This is a genomic window from Rhodococcus rhodochrous (genome assembly GCF_014854695.1).
Lineage (GTDB): Bacteria > Actinomycetota > Actinomycetes > Mycobacteriales > Mycobacteriaceae > Rhodococcus.
The window spans coordinates 3768121-3783145 of sequence record NZ_CP027557.1; the positions used below are offsets into that span (position 1 = coordinate 3768121).

The 15025-nt window shown below is 67.4% G+C and carries 18 protein-coding genes; 9 read left to right on the forward strand and 9 right to left on the reverse strand.

Translation table 11 applies throughout. The features are described 5' to 3' along the window. Positions 1-11: 11 nt before the first annotated feature. Entirely contained in the window at positions 12-656 is a 645-nt protein-coding gene (locus tag C6Y44_RS17545; protein WP_159417858.1) for an MspA family porin, read from the reverse strand. 219 nt (positions 657-875) lie between these two features. Beyond that, positions 876-1499: a uracil phosphoribosyltransferase gene (upp, locus tag C6Y44_RS17550; protein ID WP_024101551.1), complete on the reverse strand. Its 624-nt coding sequence runs from the start codon at positions 1497-1499 to the stop codon at positions 876-878. A 112-nt stretch (positions 1500-1611) separates the two neighbouring features. On the opposite strand from upp, the gene C6Y44_RS17555 reads away from it, so the two are divergent. Genes C6Y44_RS17555 through C6Y44_RS17575 form a run of 5 tightly spaced genes read left to right on the forward strand, consistent with a single transcriptional unit; the run spans position 1612 to position 4956 of the window. After that, positions 1612-1947: a type VII secretion target gene (locus C6Y44_RS17555; protein ID WP_159417857.1), complete on the forward strand. Its 336-nt coding sequence runs from the start codon at positions 1612-1614 to the stop codon at positions 1945-1947. Beyond that, on the forward strand, positions 1944-2939 hold the full coding sequence (locus tag C6Y44_RS17560; RefSeq protein ID WP_120279905.1) for a C40 family peptidase: 996 nt from the start codon (positions 1944-1946) through the stop codon (positions 2937-2939). Before C6Y44_RS17555 ends, C6Y44_RS17560 begins: the two co-directional genes overlap by 4 nt. Positions 2940-2998: 59 nt before the next feature. Beyond that, positions 2999-3313 carry a hypothetical protein gene (locus tag C6Y44_RS17565; protein WP_120279906.1) on the forward strand — a complete coding sequence of 105 codons (315 nt, stop codon included), beginning with the start codon at positions 2999-3001 and terminating at the stop codon, positions 3311-3313. Next, on the forward strand, positions 3310-3657 hold the full coding sequence (locus tag C6Y44_RS17570) for a YbaB/EbfC family nucleoid-associated protein (RefSeq protein WP_120279907.1): 348 nt from the start codon (positions 3310-3312) through the stop codon (positions 3655-3657). Before C6Y44_RS17565 ends, C6Y44_RS17570 begins: the two co-directional genes overlap by 4 nt. Positions 3658-3717: 60 nt before the next feature. Next, positions 3718-4956, forward strand: a complete 1239-nt coding sequence (locus C6Y44_RS17575) for a primosomal protein (RefSeq protein ID WP_120279908.1) — start codon at positions 3718-3720, stop codon at positions 4954-4956. A 123-nt stretch (positions 4957-5079) separates the two neighbouring features. Here C6Y44_RS17575 and C6Y44_RS17580 read toward each other — a convergent pair whose 3' ends face one another. The 3 genes from C6Y44_RS17580 to C6Y44_RS17590 are packed head-to-tail and all read right to left on the reverse strand — an operon-like array spanning position 5080 to position 7917. Further along, the gene (locus tag C6Y44_RS17580) at positions 5080-6165 is read right to left on the reverse strand and encodes an adenosine deaminase (protein ID WP_159417856.1); all 1086 of its coding nucleotides are present in this window, start codon (positions 6163-6165) and stop codon (positions 5080-5082) included. A 56-nt stretch (positions 6166-6221) separates the two neighbouring features. Further along, positions 6222-7505 (reverse strand): thymidine phosphorylase, encoded by a 1284-nt coding sequence (locus C6Y44_RS17585; protein ID WP_192378499.1) that lies wholly within the window; start codon positions 7503-7505, stop codon positions 6222-6224. Beyond that, positions 7498-7917: a cytidine deaminase gene (locus tag C6Y44_RS17590; protein ID WP_159417854.1), complete on the reverse strand. Its 420-nt coding sequence runs from the start codon at positions 7915-7917 to the stop codon at positions 7498-7500. Before C6Y44_RS17590 ends, C6Y44_RS17585 begins: the two co-directional genes overlap by 8 nt. Before the next feature lie 254 nt (positions 7918-8171). On the opposite strand from C6Y44_RS17590, the gene sdhC reads away from it, so the two are divergent. The 4 genes from sdhC to C6Y44_RS17610 are packed head-to-tail and all read left to right on the forward strand — an operon-like array spanning position 8172 to position 11564. After that, positions 8172-8579, forward strand: a complete 408-nt coding sequence (sdhC, locus tag C6Y44_RS17595; protein ID WP_159417853.1) for a succinate dehydrogenase, cytochrome b556 subunit — start codon at positions 8172-8174, stop codon at positions 8577-8579. 1 nt (position 8580) lies between these two features. Next, positions 8581-9021 (forward strand): succinate dehydrogenase hydrophobic membrane anchor subunit, encoded by a 441-nt coding sequence (locus tag C6Y44_RS17600; RefSeq protein ID WP_159417852.1) that lies wholly within the window; start codon positions 8581-8583, stop codon positions 9019-9021. Between the two features lie 15 nt (positions 9022-9036). Then, complete coding sequence (gene sdhA / locus C6Y44_RS17605) at positions 9037-10788, forward strand: succinate dehydrogenase flavoprotein subunit (protein ID WP_006550126.1); 1752 nt, start codon at positions 9037-9039, stop codon at positions 10786-10788. After that, positions 10788-11564: a succinate dehydrogenase iron-sulfur subunit gene (locus C6Y44_RS17610; RefSeq protein ID WP_006550125.1), complete on the forward strand. Its 777-nt coding sequence runs from the start codon at positions 10788-10790 to the stop codon at positions 11562-11564. The genes sdhA and C6Y44_RS17610 overlap by 1 nt, the downstream gene beginning before the upstream one ends. 100 nt (positions 11565-11664) lie before the next feature. Here the strand turns inward: C6Y44_RS17610 and C6Y44_RS17615 are convergent, their stop codons facing one another. From C6Y44_RS17615 to C6Y44_RS17630, 4 genes are all read right to left on the reverse strand, one after another. Beyond that, positions 11665-11895: a LapA family protein gene (locus C6Y44_RS17615; RefSeq protein ID WP_225623587.1), complete on the reverse strand. Its 231-nt coding sequence runs from the start codon at positions 11893-11895 to the stop codon at positions 11665-11667. Between the two features lie 68 nt (positions 11896-11963). After that, positions 11964-12992 (reverse strand): YhjD/YihY/BrkB family envelope integrity protein, encoded by a 1029-nt coding sequence (locus tag C6Y44_RS17620; protein ID WP_159417851.1) that lies wholly within the window; start codon positions 12990-12992, stop codon positions 11964-11966. A 16-nt stretch (positions 12993-13008) separates the two neighbouring features. Continuing rightward, positions 13009-14049: a tryptophan--tRNA ligase gene (gene trpS / locus C6Y44_RS17625; RefSeq protein ID WP_120283541.1), complete on the reverse strand. Its 1041-nt coding sequence runs from the start codon at positions 14047-14049 to the stop codon at positions 13009-13011. A gap of 75 nt (positions 14050-14124) precedes the next feature. Further along, a complete protein-coding gene (locus C6Y44_RS17630) occupies positions 14125-14928 on the reverse strand; it encodes an exodeoxyribonuclease III (RefSeq protein WP_159417850.1) in 804 nt (267 codons plus the stop codon). Between the last annotated feature and the right edge of the window lie 97 nt (positions 14929-15025).

Here is a 15025-nt window from a genome sequence, read left to right on the forward strand (position 1 = left end):
ATGCGATTCGATCAGACCTGCTGCGGCACACCGTAGGTGACGACGGTGTTCCGGTCGGCGGTGACGGCCTTGAGGTACGGCCGGATCATCACCGGTCCGATGGCTCCCGAGACCGAACCGTGCACGCCGGCGATCCGGATGGTCGTCGAGCTGCCGTCGAACTCGAAGCCCTCGACGATCGGGACGGACGTGATGCCGCCCGGCTCGAGCGGGATCTCGATCTCCTGGGACGGGATGATGTCGCCGCTGAGCGAACCACCCGAGTCGAAGCCGAGATCGAGCGTGGTCCCATCGGGACTGATCGAGACACCGACCCCCACATTGTTGTCCATGCCCCACGACAGGCTCGGGGTGATGACGGTGACCGTCGCCCCCGGCAGCGCGACCGGGTAGCCGACCTGGAAACCGACCTCCACCGCCGTCCCGGCGAAGTTCGCCGCGTTCGGACCCGTGATCCGAACGGTCGCAACCTCATCGTGGAAGAACTCGACGCTCAGCGGTGAGCTGTCGAGCGGCGGCACCGACTGTGTCGAGGTGTCGGCCTGGATCACTTCGATCGCGTGCCCTCCGTCCAACGGGAGGATCCGCGAGTTGTCGACAGCGGCCGCAGCCGTGCCGTGACTCGTCACTGCGGCGAGTACGGCGACCGCGCCCACCGAAGCCGCTCTGACGCTTCCACGAATCAGTTTGCGGGAGAAGATTTTTGCCATTCCGCCGACCCCATCTCTGGCTGTACCTACGCAGTGAACTTCACACGGAGCACACCGAGCGTAAGAAGAAAACGAGACCTGCGGGTTGTTCTTCGATAACGAGATGACTGCGGTCGGGTGTCACATCCGTACCGCCAGTCACACGAGTAACAGGCGACGCGCGATTTACCGCGGTCCGAACTGCCTGTCCCCCGCATCCCCGAGACCCGGCACGATGTACTTGTTCTCGTTGAGACCTTCGTCGACCGACGCCGTGACCAACCGGACCGGATGACCCGAGGCAGCAAGGGCCTCGACGCCCTGCGGCGCCGCGACCACACAGATCGCGGTGATATCCGTGGCACCGCGTTGGGCGAGGATGTCGAGGGTGTGCACCATCGACCCACCGGTCGCGAGCATCGGGTCGAGCACGAAGACGGGAAGACCCGACAGGTCCTCCGGCAGCGACTCCAGATAGGGCACCGGCTCGAATGTCTTCTCGTCACGAGCGAGACCGACGAAACCGACCTGCGCCTGAGGAATCAGGGCGTGGGCCTGTTCGACCATGCCGAGGCCGGCGCGAAGAACCGGGACGAGCAGCGGAGGCTGCTGCAGGCGCACTCCCGTCGTCACCGCGACCGGCGTCTTCACGTCGAACGTCTCGGTGGGCGCATCGCGCACCGCCTCGTAGACGAGCATCTGGGTGAGCCGCCTCAACGCGTGCCGGAAGGCAGCGTTGTCGCTGCGTTCGTCACGAAGGATGGTCAGGAGCGAAGCAGCGAGCGGGTGGTCGACGACGAGCGAATCCATGTCCGAAGGATAGAACGACGGAACCGATCGACAGTCGGGTGCGTCGTACCCGACAGGGACGGAACCGCCCGAAGGTGCCGAATCCCACAGGAACGACGCGAGAGGCGACGAGGTGACCGAGTACTCCGGTAGGGACGCGATACGGATCGACACGAGCGCCGTCGGGAGGTTCGGCGACGACGCCGCCGAACTTGCCGCCCGCCTGCACGAGGCCGCCGAACGGACACGGCACGGCGACCCCTCGTCGCTGAGCGCCGCACTGGGTCCGATCGGAGCACCGGTGCTCGCCGCACTCACCGCGACCCACACAGCCCACGTGCGCGATCTCGACCGGCTCGGTGACCTGCTCGGCGGGATGGGAGATGCCGCCAGGGCATCCGCGTTTGCTTACGCGCGGACCAGCGACGACACCGCCGCACGACTCGGCTCCGTCGCGGAGTCACTGTGATCCCGGCCGACGCGCTCGTCGCGCCGCTGACCGGCCTGCTCGACGCGTTCGGCACCGCGCTGCCACCCGGCGTGGATCCGGGTGAGATGGTGCGCATCGGTGCGCAATGGGCCGAGGAGGTGCACGCGGCCGGGCGCGACGCCGTCGCCGAGCTCGCCTGGGCCTGGGGTGGCCCGGCTGCCTCGCAGGCGATCGCGAGTGCCGAGCAGGTGCTCACCGACGTGCTCACGGCGGCCGATCGTGGGGTGGCGCTGGCCGGGATCGCGCTCGAGGCGACCGTCACGGTCGTCACCGGTGCGGTCGAGATCGCTCGTCTCGTCGATTCGTTCGTCACATTCGCCGAGCAGGCCGCACCCGCGACGTCGCTTCCGCAGGGTCAGCTCGCACTCCTCGCAGTGGCGATCGACCACCTCGTCACCGGGCTGGACGTGCTGACACGGGTGACCGGAACCCTCGCGGAGCTGACCGATCGGGCGTCCGCACTCCTCCCACCCGAGCCCTCCACTCCCCCGATCGGCTCCGGCGACCACCACGACCCCGACCCGGCCGGTGACGACCCACGCACGCTGCACACCTTCGGTGGAGGGTTCTCCGCGGGCGTGGAGGTGCGGCTCCCGGACGGTAGCGTCAGCCGGGCGCCGAACGAGACCGCGGCGACAGCGGTGCGTCACGCCCTCGCCCAGCAGGGCACCCCGTACGTGTGGGGCGGCACGAGCCCCGGCTCCGGGCTCGACTGCAGCGGGCTGACGCAGTACGCCTACGCGCAGGCCGGCGTCGAACTGCCGCGGTTGGCCCAGGAACAGGACGTCGGCACGCGGGTCGATCCTGCGGCCGCCCTGCCCGGAGACCTCGTCGTGTGGGACGGGCACGTGGCGATGGTGGTGGGCAACGGCCTCATGGTCGAGGCAGGCGATCCCGTCTCCGTGTCGCCGATGCGCACCACCAACGGCGCAATGGCCTTCCACGGCGTCTACCGACCGACCGCCGGTTGATTCCGGAGAATTCCGCACCGGAGGGGAACCGGCCGGGCTCGCGCTGCGTCCAACCCGGTATGGACAGCACGACGACGGAACCGATCACGGCCACCGCCCACAACTCGGCCGGAACGATCTCGGTGCGGACGACGGACGGTGGACTGCCGGTGGACCTTCGCATCGACCCCGGTGAGTTGCGTTACGGAGCACGGCAACTGGCCGATCAGATCCTCGCCCTGAACCGGCAGGCCGCCCTCGAGGCTGCGGTGGTCCGGGGCGAACGCCTCGCCGCCGAAGGTGTCCCCCGCGAGATCCTCGACCGGATGCGGCTGCCGTCCCGCGCCGACCTGGCGGACGGACCGACCGATCGTCGTGGAGGTCTCGTCCGATGAGCGAACGGATGGTGGAGGCGATCGTCGACCGGGCCCACATCCGGCTCGATGCGCTCGAACGCACGGTGGAGCAGCTCGGCGCGGTACGGGGTACCGCGAGCAGTCCCGACGGACGGGTGACCGCCCGCGTGGACGGTTCGGGAGCGCTCGAAGGACTCGAGCTGGCCGAGCCGATCGGCGGCACCGACCCCCGGGAACTGGCCGCGGTGATCCTCGCGACCGTTCACGAGGCCGCACGGCAGGCCGCTGCCGCGCGCGTCTCCGCGATCGACGAGCTCCGCGCGGCCCTCGCCGCGAGCGACGACGGTCCGGTCACCGTCGGCGACCGTCCGGTGACGCGATGAAACCGATAGCGAGCGGCCCCCGGCTATATTCTCGGCGCGGACATGGCTAGGCTTCGCGCCATGGCTGGAGACATCGTCCCGATCGAGCTCGGTCTCACCGACGGCAACCTCGTGACGCTCTGGGCGCCGCGCTGGCGCGAAGGCGACGACGAGTGGGAGGCATTCCTCGGCCACGGCGACGATCTGTACGCCTTCCCGTCGGTCCCCGAGCTCGTCGCGTTCGTGCGTTCGGGTGCCGACAACGACCTCGTCGAGCACGAGGCGTGGCCGATCGTGTCCAAACTCGCGGCCTCGGAGTTCGAACCCGACGAGCCGCACACCTACGACCTCGTCGGCGTCCCCGAGCTCGTGGCCGACGACCCGGATCCCGTCTCGGTGTCCGAACTGCAGGACACCTTCGACATCGTGAGCATCCTCGGCGACGTCTGCGATCTCGATGTCGTGACGAAGTTCTTCGAACGCGAGGAGATCGACCTCCTGCTGCAGCACGGTGTCTCGGCCTTCCGCACGCGTGAGGGCCTCGACCTGTGGAATCGCGTCGGGACCGCGGTCGCGCAGGACTGGGACGGCGTGATCGACGCGCTCGACGCCGTGATCTCCACTCCCGATGTCGACGCCGCAGTGGTCGCCGAGATCGAATCCGAGCTCGTCGCTGTCGACGAGAACGAGGTCGAGGCGGACGACACGGTCGAGGACGTCGATGCCGACGACGAGTACGAGTTCATCGACGGCGATGACGAGGACGACGGCTACGAGTTCTGGGCCCGGGTCGGCATCGATCCCATCCGGATCATCACGACCGACGGCACCTGGTACTCGCTGCGGTGCTACGTGAACGACGACGCCGTCTTCCTCGGCCACGACGGCACGATCGACGTCTTCCCCTCCGAGCGCGCGCTGGCCCGCCACCTCGCCGACAACCACGACCACGACCTCGCGACGCTCGAGCCGTACACGGAGATCCAGCTCGCCGCCGTCGACGGATCGCTCGACGTGACGGTCACCGACGACAACGTCTACGTGCTCACCGGAATCGCCGACGACATCGCCGGAGGTGTCGCGGCCGTCGACCCCGACCAGCTCGAACTCGCGGTCGAGTTGTTCGTCGACGCAGCGAACTTCGCGGACGACGACTCGACGGAGGCCGCGCTCGCCGCGTCCACGGAGCTCGGCTGGTTCGTCAACCACGTGATCGAACCCGATTCGGGACGCACGGCACCCAAGCCGCCGTTCGACACCGAGTCCCTTGCTTGGCGCGAACTCGAGCGCGAGTTCGAGGCGCGACTGCGCAAGCATTGACGCGACCCGCGTCGGGTCGGCTCCACTCCGGCGCGCGAAGTGGTCACAAGAGCGCGTTGTAGCGCGCTCCGATGACCATTTCCCGCTCCGCGCACCCATAGAGGTATCTGCGGGTCGCGGTCTCTACCCGACGAGGACGGCGTATCCAGGCTTGATGACGTCGTCGATCAGTTCCAGCCGCTGGTCGAACGGGAGGAAGGCCGACTTCATCGCGTTGATCGTGAACCTTTCGAGGTCGACCCAGCCGTAGTCGAAGGTCTCGACGAGCCGCACCATCTCCTGCGTCATCGTGGTGTCGCTCATCAATCGGTTGTCGGTGTTGACGGTGACACGGAAGCGCAGGCGGGCCAGCAGGTCGAAGGGATGCTCGGCGAGCGTGCGCACCGCGCCGGTCTGCACGTTCGACGACGGGCACAGTTCGAGCGGGATGCGCTTGTCGCGGATGTAGTTCGCGAGCCGGCCCAGAGTGGCGGTTCCGTCGTCGTGCACTTCGATGTCGTCGACGATGCGCACACCGTGGCCGAGCCTGTCGGTGCCGCAGAAGGCGACCGCTTCGTGGATGGACGGGAGACCGAACGCCTCACCGGCGTGGATGGTGAAGTGCGCGTTGGCCGCGCGGGTGTACTCGAAGGCGTCGAGATGACGGCTGGGCGGGTTGCCCGCCTCGGCGCCGGCGATGTCGAAGCCCGCCACGCCGCGGTCCCGGAAGCGCACGGCGAGTTCGGCGATCTCCAGCGAGCGTGCAGCGTGCCGCATCGCGGTGAGCAGGCAGCGCACCCGGATGCGACGACCTCCCGCCGCCACCTCCGATTCCCCGGCGCGGAAGCCTTCGAGGACATGCTCGACGACCTCGTCCAGCGACAGCCCTTTCTCCAGGTGCTGCTCGGGTGCGAAGCGCACCTCGGCGTACACCACACCGTCGTCTGCGAGGTCGAGGACGCATTCGCGTGCGACGCGTTCGAGTCCTTCTGCCGTCTGCATCACGGCGACGGTGTGCTCGAACGTCTCGAGATAGCGCTCGAGCGACCCGCTGTCGGCGGATTCGCGGAACCACCGGGCGAGATCCTCTTCGGTGTCCGCGGGCAACGACCATCCGCACGCGTCCGCGAGTTCGAGGACCGTCCGGGGACGGAGGCCGCCGTCCAGGTGGTCGTGAAGGACCACTTTGGGTGCGGTGCGAACGAGTTCGGGAGTCAGACGGCCGTTCATGATCGGGACGGTAGTCGGCGGCGGCCGGTTCCGCTCGGTCTCCGGCCGCCGGACCTCTACGCCCGGATCCGTTCGATCACGAGCGGCTGCCGAACGGGGGCCGTGTCGGAGATGCGGACACCGCCGCGGAGGGCGGCGAGCGCGTCGGGGATACGTCCCGGAGTGTCGGTGTGCAGCGTCGCGATCGGCTGTCCCGCGCGGACGCGATCGCCGAGGACCGCGTGCAGTTCGATACCGGCCCCGGGCTGGACGTCCTGACCCTGACGTTCGCGGCCGGCTCCGAGTCGCCACGCGGCGATGCCGACCTCGTACGCGTCGAGTTCGGAGAGCACTCCGTCGGCGTCGGCGTGGAAGGTCTCGGTGTGGGTCGCGACCGGCAACGTCGCTGCGGGGTCGCCACCCTGGGCGGCGATCATCGCGTTCCACCGGTCCATCGCGGTGCCGTCCCGCAGCCGGTCGGCGGGATCGACGTCATCGACACCGGCGGCGGCGAGCATCTCGCGGGCCAGGGCCAGGGTCAGCTCGACGACGTCGTCGGGTCCGCCGCCGGCGAGCACCTCGACGGCCTCCCGGACCTCGAGCGCGTTGCCCGCCGTGCGTCCGAGCGGGCTGTCCATGCGGGTGAGCAGGGCCGTCGTGGGCAGCCCTTCGTCGGTGCCGAGTTCGACCATGGTGCGCGCCAGCTCGCGGGCCTCGCCGAGTTCTTTCATGAAGGCGCCGCTGCCGACCTTCACGTCGAGGACGAGGGCTCCGGTGCCCTCGGCGATCTTCTTGCTCATGATCGAGCTGGCGATGAGCGGGATCGACTCGACGGTTCCGGTGACGTCGCGCAGCGCGTAGAGCTTGCGGTCGGCGGGGGCGAGATCGGCGCTCGTCGCGCACACGACCGCACCGACGGCCGGGTCGCTGAGGATCTCGGCGATCTCCGCGGTGGTCAGATCGGCCTTCCAGCCGGGGATCGCCTCGAGCTTGTCCAGGGTGCCGCCGGTGTGACCGAGACCGCGGCCCGACAGTTGCGGGACCGCGACGCCGCACGCCGCGACGAGCGGTGCGAGCGGCAGGGTGATCTTGTCCCCGACACCGCCTGTCGAGTGTTTGTCGACGGTGCGCAGGCCGAGAGCGGAGAAATCGAGGCGACGACCGGAGTCGATCATGGCGGTGGTCCAGCGTGCCGTCTCGGCCCGGCTCATGCCGCGGAACCAGACCGCCATCGCCAGGGCCGCCATCTGGGCGTCGGAGACGATGCCGTGGGTGAACGCTTCGATGACCCAGTCGATCTCGGCGCCGGAGAGTTCGTGGCCGTCGCGCTTGCGGCGAATGACGGTGACGATGTCAGGCACGGCGGTCCTCGTTCTCCCGCACGGCCGCGAGATCGTCGGGGCCGAACGCGTCGGGGAGGAGATCGGAGAGGCGACGCGGGCCGCCCTGGGCGTCGACCTCGAGATCGGGGCCGCCGTGTTCGAGAAGCACCTGCCGGCACCGGCCGCACGGGGTCAGGACGTGGCCTCGGGAGTCGCAGACGGCGACGGCCCGGAGACGGCCTCCACCCTGGGCGAACAAGTTACCGACGAGTACGCATTCGGCACACAGACCCAGTCCGTGTGAGACATTTTCCACATTGCACCCGAGGACCGTCCGACCGTCGACGGTGAGGCCGGCAGCCCCCACCGGGAACCCGGAGTAGGGAGCGTAGGCTCGACTCATCACCTCATGTGCTTTGGCGCGCAACATTTTCCAGTCGATGTCCGGCATGGTTCACCATCCTGTCACGGTGGCATGGACGACGGTAGGCGACCCCCACCGCGCCAAATCACAGTTGGAAAGGCAAACCTAACTTCGCATTTGGAGCCCTGTACGAACGGGGCAGGAGATTAGTTCCCGAGTTTGGGATGGGTCTAGAGTCGATCCAAGTCGGTTCAGGTTCACGTCGGGCCCGTACTGCGGAATCCCCCACAGGTAGGAGCAGCTCGACGCGTCCACCATTGACGTTGGAGGCACAGCACTCGATGAGCAGCACGACTGAAGCCGCCCCCGCAAAGGCGGGGCGCACACGGTCGCTTTACCGGGGAGACCCCGGCATGTGGTCCTGGGTATTGCACCGGATCACCGGCGTGGCGACATTCTTCTTCCTTTTCGTCCACGTCCTCGACACCGCACTCGTCCGGGTCAACCCCGAGACCTACGACGCGGTGATCGAAACGTACAAGAATCCGATCGTCGGCCTCATGGAGCTCGGCCTGGTCGCGATGGTCCTGTACCACGCACTCAACGGCCTGCGGGTCATGCTCGTGGACTTCTGGTCGAAGGGCCCGAAGTACCAGCGCGTGATGCTCTGGACGATCCTCGCGATCTGGTTCGTGGTGATGATCCCCGCGTCCGTTCGCATCCTCTACAACACGTTTGCGGGGCACTGACATGACCGAAGCGAAGACCCTCGGTAAGGAATACGACCGGCCCGCCGGTCTGGACAACCCGCGCTCGCCGCGTCGCGCCGCGAAGAACAACTTCGAGCTCTACGCCTGGTTGTTCATGCGCCTGTCCGGCCTGGCCCTGATCATCCTGGTCCTCGGTCACCTCTTCATCATGCTGATGCTCGATGACGGCGTGCACCGCATCAACTTCGCGTTCGTCGCAGGCCGCTGGTCCAGCCCGTTCTGGCAGATCTGGGACCTGTCGATGCTGTGGCTCGCGCAGCTCCACGGCGGTAACGGTCTGCGCACCGTCATCGCGGACTACGCACGTAAGGACTCCACCCGGTTCTGGCTCAACACGATCCTCGTCGTGTCGATGATCCTGATCATGGGCCTGGGCACCTACGTGATCTTCACCTTCGACCCGAACATCACGGCGAGCTAGGGGAGCCGAACCTTCATGCAGGAACATCGTTACGACGTAGTCATCGTCGGCGCCGGCGGCGCCGGCATGCGCGCGGCCATCGAAGCCGGCCCGCGTGCGCGCACCGCAGTGCTCACGAAGCTCTACCCCACCCGCAGCCACACCGGCGCCGCTCAGGGCGGCATGTGTGCCGCCCTCGCGAACGTCGAAGAGGACAACTGGGAGTGGCACACCTTCGACACCGTCAAGGGTGGCGACTACCTGGTCGACCAGGACGCTGCGGAGATCATGGCCAAGGAGGCCATCGACGCCGTTCTCGACCTCGAGAAGATGGGTCTTCCGTTCAACCGGACGCCCGAGGGCAAGATCGACCAGCGTCGCTTCGGTGGTCACACCCGCGACCACGGTAAGGCCCCGGTCCGTCGCGCGTGCTACGCCGCCGACCGCACCGGCCACATGATTCTGCAGACGCTGTACCAGAACTGCGTCAAGCACGACGTCGAGTTCTTCAACGAGTTCTACGCGCTCGACATCACCCTCACCGAGACCGAGAACGGTCCCGTCGCGACGGGTGTCATCGCGTACGAGCTCGCGACCGGCGAGATCCACGTCTTCCACGCCAAGGCCATCGTCTTCGCGACGGGCGGCTCGGGCCGTATGTACAAGACGACGTCGAACGCCCACACCCTCACCGGTGACGGCCTCGGCATCATCTTCCGCAAGGGCCTGCCGCTCGAGGACATGGAGTTCCATCAGTTCCACCCGACGGGCCTGGCCGGTCTCGGCATCCTCATCTCGGAGGCCGTGCGTGGTGAGGGCGGCATCCTCCGCAACGCCGACGGCGAGCGGTTCATGGAGCGCTATGCCCCCACCATCAAGGACCTCGCGCCCCGCGACATCGTCGCCCGTTCGATGGTGCTCGAGGTGCTCGAGGGTCGCGGCGCCGGACCGAACAAGGACTACGTCTACATCGACGTGACCCACCTCGGCGAGGACGTCCTCGAGGAGAAGCTCCCGGACATCACCGAGTTCTCCCGCACCTACCTCGGTGTCGACCCCGTCACCGAGCTCGTGCCGGTGTTCCCGACCTGCCACTACGTCATGGGCGGTATCCCGACCAACGTCGACGGCGAGGTCCTCCGCGACAACGAGAACGTCGTGCCCGGCCTGTACGCGGCCGGCGAGTGCGCGTGCGTGTCCGTCCACGGCGCCAACCGTCTCGGCACCAACTCGCTGCTCGACATCAACGTCTTCGGTCGTCGCGCCGGCATCGCCGCCGCGGAGTACGCCAACAGCACGAAGCACGTCGAGATGCCCGAGCAGCCGACGAAGTACGTCGACGACTGGCTCGATCTGATCCTGCACCAGGGCGGCAAGGAGCGGGTGGCCGACATCCGCACCGAGCTGCAGCAGACGATGGACAACAACGCGTCGGTGTTCCGCACCGAGGAAACGTTGACGCAGGCGCTCAACGACATCCACGAGCTGAAGAAGCGCTACAAGGAGATCACCGTCCACGACAAGGGCAAGCGCTACAACAGCGACCTGCTCGAGGCGCTGGAACTCGGCTTCCTCCTCGAGATGGCCGAGGTCACCGTCGTCGGTGCGCTGAACCGCAAGGAATCGCGTGGCGGACACGCCCGCGAGGACTACCCGAAGCGCGACGACGAGAACTTCCTCAAGCACACCATGGCGTACAAGGTGGGCGAGGAACTGATCTCCGACATTCGCCTGGACTACAAGCCGGTGGTCCAGACCCGGTACGAGCCCATGGAGCGTAAGTACTGATGACAACCATCGAGAAGACCGACACGGGCGCGTCGACACTGCCACCCGTGCCCGAGGGCGCGACGATGGTCACCCTCAAGATCGCCCGGTTCAACCCGGAGGACGACAAGGGTCAGCACTGGGATTCGTTCCAGGTGCCGGCACTGCCGTCCGACCGTCTGCTCAACCTGTTGGGCTACGTCAAGGGTTACCTCGACGGCACGCTCACCTTCCGTCGCAGCTGCGCCCACGGCGTGTGCGGCTCGGACGCGATGCGTGTCAACGGCGTCAACCGTCTCGCCTGCAAGATCCTCATGAAGGACATGCTGGACAAGAACGGCAAGGACGTCACGATCACGATCGAGCCGATCCGTGGCCTTCCGGTCGAGAAGGACCTCGTCGTCGACATGGAGCCCTTCTTCGACGCCTACCGCGCCGTGAAGCCGTTCCTCATCGCCTCCGGCAACGAGCCGACCCGCGAGCGCATCCAGTCGCAGGCCGACCGTGCCCGGTTCGACGACACCACCAAGTGCATCCTGTGCGCGTGCTGCACCACCTCGTGCCCGGTGTACTGGAGCGACGGCAGCTACTTCGGCCCCGCCGCGATCGTCAACGCGCACCGGTTCATCTTCGATTCGCGTGACGAGGGTGCCTCCGAGCGTCTGGACATCCTCAACGACAAGGAAGGCGTGTGGCGCTGCCGCACCACCTTCAACTGCACCGACGCGTGCCCCCGTGGCATCCAGGTGACGAAGGCGATCCAGGAGGTCAAGCGCGCGCTCATGTTCGCTCGCTGATCACCTCGCACGACAGCAGGTCCGTCCCTTCGGGGACGGACCTGCTGTCGTCTGTGCCCACTCCCCTGTGCTCTGTTTCCGGTGGCCGAGCTGATGGGGATCAGCGGCCGCGTGCGAACAGGAAACCCGCGACCCACCCGACCGCGAAGATGACGACGAGCACCAACCACAGCGGCGCCTGCAGCGAGATCCAGAAGAGGTCGATGCTCGTACTGTTGCGGTTCTGGAGGACGAACAGCGCAGCGAGCAGGACCAGGACGACTGCGAGCACTCTGCGCGGAGTCACCCGGAACGAGCGTCGGGGCGCGGCGGATCGCGTCTGTTTTGCCACGCCTCCATCGTCGTCCGTCCGCGGCACGATCGGCACCCCCGAACCGGGTTTTCACCCCGGGAGTTCGCTCATTTCCTCCGGAATCGCAGCCCGGCGAGGAGTCCACCGACCACGCCCGCACCGAGGAGCGCAGCACTGCGGCGCGCGTCGAGGCCCTCGTGCACCTCGAGGCGGGGCGTGATGACCGCCCCCGTAGGCGCGGGATGGTGGGCGAGTGCGAGGCTGGCCCGGGACGTCGCTGCGAATGCGGTGCAGAAGAGCACCAGCCGGGCCGTGAGGTTACCGAACACGAGGATGCCGAGGATCGGGCCGAAGGCGACGCCCGCCGGTCCGTTGAGGACACGTTCGAGGTAGATCGAGCCGGTCTGCTTGAGCAGCTCGAAACCGATCCCGGCGATCAGACCCGCGACGAGCGCACTACGGAACGGAACGGGTTCGCGGGGCAGGCGGGCGATCACCCAGGTGAATACCAGAGCGGTGGCGGCGGTGGCCGTCACCAGTGCCAGAATGCGCAGACCCACGCCGATGCCGACGAGATTCTCCATGTTGAGCAGCTCGACGATCCTGCGCGCGATCGGCCCACTGCTCAGCGCCGAGAGCCCCAGCGACACGGTCATCGCGAGGCCGAGACTGAGGAGTGCGCCGCCGTCGCGCAGCTTGACCACGAAGAAGTTGCCCTTGTCGCGCGGGTGCTCCCACATGGCGGTGAGGGCTTCGCGAAGATTCGTGATCCAGCCCAGACCGGCGTACGAGGCGGTGAACAGACCGATGAGACCGACGGCGCCGCGGGATTCGATCGCCGAGTCGATCAGGCTCTGCACGGTGCCGCCGAGCTGACCGGGGATGTTCTCGGAGATGATCTGCCGGATCTGGTCGAGCAGTTCGGGTCGCCCGGCGAGCACGAAACCGGCCAGAGAGAACACGACCATGATGATCGGGACGATCGCCAGCACCGTGAAGTAGGTCAGGCCGGCCGCGTAGTAGTCGCCCTTGTTCTCCTGGTACCGCACCCCGGCCCGAAGGACGCGGTCGAGCACCGGATGGGCCGCGCGTTGACGTTCGAGAAATCCCGGCTTCTCGTCGGGTTCGCCGGCCATCCAGATGCTCCTTCGTCTAGGTCCGCGGCAGGAAACCCACCTTGTCATAGACCTGCGCCAAGGTGCGGGATGCGACCTCGCGAGCGCGGTCCGCGCCGCCCGCGAGAATGCGGTTCAGTTCGGCCGGGTCGGCCAGGTACTCGTCGACCTTGGTGCGGATCGGCGTGACGAACTCGGTGAGGACCTCTGCGGTGTCGGCCTTCAGATCGCCGTAGCCCTTGCCCTCGTAGCCGGCGACGAGTTCGTCGATGCTGCGACCCGACAGCGCCGACTGGATCGTGAGCAGGTTCGACACACCGGGCTTGTTCTCCCGGTCGAAACGGATCTCACGCTCGTTGTCGGTGACCGCGGAGCGGATCTTCTTCGCCGAGACCTTCGGATCGTCGAGCAGGTTGATCAGGCCCGCGTCGGTCGCCGCGGACTTGCTCATCTTCGACGTCGGATCCTGCAGGTCGTAGATCTTCGCGGTCTCCTTGACGATCGTCGGCTCGGGGACGACGAAGGTCTTGCCGAAGCGGGAGTTGAAGCGCTGCGCGAGATCTCGCGTGAGTTCGAGGTGCTGACGCTGATCCTCCCCCACCGGCACGTGGCTCGCGCGGTAGAGCAGGATGTCGGCGGCCATGAGGATCGGATAGGTGAACAGGCCGACTCCGGCGTGCTCGGTGCCCTGCTTGGCCGACTTGTCCTTGAACTGCGTCATCCGGCTGGCCTCACCGAAACCGGTGATGCAGCTCAGGATCCAGGCGAGCTCGGCGTGCTCGGGCACCTGGCTCTGCACGAACAGCACGGACTTCTCCGGATCGATACCGATCGCGAGCAGCTGCGCCACGGAGACGAGCACGCGCTTGCGCAGCAACTTCGGCTCATGCGGAACGGTGATCGCGTGCAGGTCCGGGATGAAGTAGAAGGCGTCGTTCTCGTCCTGCGCCGGAACCCACTGTGCCAGCGCCCCGAGGAAGTTCCCGAGGTGGAACGAATCCGAGGTGGGCTGGATGCCGGACAGCACACGGGGGCGGGCCTTCGGCTTCGTGGCGTTCTGTTCTGCAGTGCTCGACATGCCGTCGATGATTCCACGCAGGCCACGCCGCGCTGCCACCGAGGTGGGCACTTCTGCGGCGATCCGCAGAAGCGGTCAGCGATCGAAGGTCACCGTCACCGGTGCATGGTCGGACCAACGCTGGTCGTAGCTCGCTGCGCGTTCGACGCGGGCCTCGGTTGCGCGGGCCGCCAGGCCCGGGGTCACGAGGTGGTAGTCGATGCGCCAGCCTGCATCGGTGTCGAATGCCTTGCCGCGGTACGACCACCACGAATAGGGGCCAGCGACGTCGCCGTGGAGGTCGCGTACCACGTCGCGCCAGCCGGCCTCGAGGAGGTCGCCGACCCACGCGCGCTCCTCGGGCAGGAAGCCGGACTTCTTGACGTTGCCCTTCCAGTTCTTGATGTCCCGCTCGGTGGGGGCGATGTTCCAGTCGCCGCACACCACCATGTCGCGACCTGCGGCCGTCACCGCGGCGTACCGCTCGGCGAGGTAGGTCGCGAAGCTCTTCATGAAGTGTTCCTTCTCGTCCTGCTTCGGCGTCTGCGCTTCACCGGTCGGCAGATACAGGCTCCCCACCGTCACATCGCCGAAGTCGGCCTCGATGTAGCGGCCGGCCGACGCGAACTCGTCGACGTCGAATCCGACGCAGACCGCGTCCGCCGGTACGCGCGAGAGGATCGCCACCCCGGCGCGGCCCTTGGCCGAGGACTCCGCGCCGACGCAGTGCCATCCGGCCTCGAGTGCCGGGGCGATCGCGGCGTGGAACTGCTTCTCGGTGGCCCGCACCTCCTGCAGGCACACGATGTCGGCGGCCGACGAGGCGAGCCAGTCGACGAGACCCTTGGCTGCGGCTGCGCGCACGCCGTTGACGTTCACGGTGGTGATCACGAGAGGCACCGGGTCACCGTAGCCGACGCCGGCGACGCGACTGCCCCACTGTGGGAGAAGCCTCCCGTGAGGATGGTTCACCCCACGACCGGACGTTCCACAAGAC

Excerpts from the sequence above, each read along its gene's own strand:
- upp (WP_024101551.1), bottom strand. The coding sequence starts at position 1,499 with ATGGATTCGCTCGTCGTCGACCACCCGCTCGCTGCTTCGCTCCTGACC.
- C6Y44_RS17565 (WP_120279906.1), top strand. The coding sequence starts at position 2,999 with ATGGACAGCACGACGACGGAACCGATCACGGCCACCGCCCACAACTCG.
- C6Y44_RS17570 (WP_120279907.1), top strand. The coding sequence starts at position 3,310 with ATGAGCGAACGGATGGTGGAGGCGATCGTCGACCGGGCCCACATCCGG.
- C6Y44_RS17575 (WP_120279908.1), top strand. The coding sequence starts at position 3,718 with ATGGCTGGAGACATCGTCCCGATCGAGCTCGGTCTCACCGACGGCAAC.
- C6Y44_RS17580 (WP_159417856.1), bottom strand. The coding sequence starts at position 6,165 with ATGAACGGCCGTCTGACTCCCGAACTCGTTCGCACCGCACCCAAAGTG.
- C6Y44_RS17590 (WP_159417854.1), bottom strand. The coding sequence starts at position 7,917 with ATGCCGGACATCGACTGGAAAATGTTGCGCGCCAAAGCACATGAGGTG.
- sdhC (WP_159417853.1), top strand. The coding sequence starts at position 8,172 with ATGAGCAGCACGACTGAAGCCGCCCCCGCAAAGGCGGGGCGCACACGG.
- C6Y44_RS17600 (WP_159417852.1), top strand. The coding sequence starts at position 8,581 with ATGACCGAAGCGAAGACCCTCGGTAAGGAATACGACCGGCCCGCCGGT.
- sdhA (WP_006550126.1), top strand. The coding sequence starts at position 9,037 with ATGCAGGAACATCGTTACGACGTAGTCATCGTCGGCGCCGGCGGCGCC.
- C6Y44_RS17610 (WP_006550125.1), top strand. The coding sequence starts at position 10,788 with ATGACAACCATCGAGAAGACCGACACGGGCGCGTCGACACTGCCACCC.
- C6Y44_RS17620 (WP_159417851.1), bottom strand. The coding sequence starts at position 12,992 with ATGGCCGGCGAACCCGACGAGAAGCCGGGATTTCTCGAACGTCAACGC.
- trpS (WP_120283541.1), bottom strand. The coding sequence starts at position 14,049 with ATGTCGAGCACTGCAGAACAGAACGCCACGAAGCCGAAGGCCCGCCCC.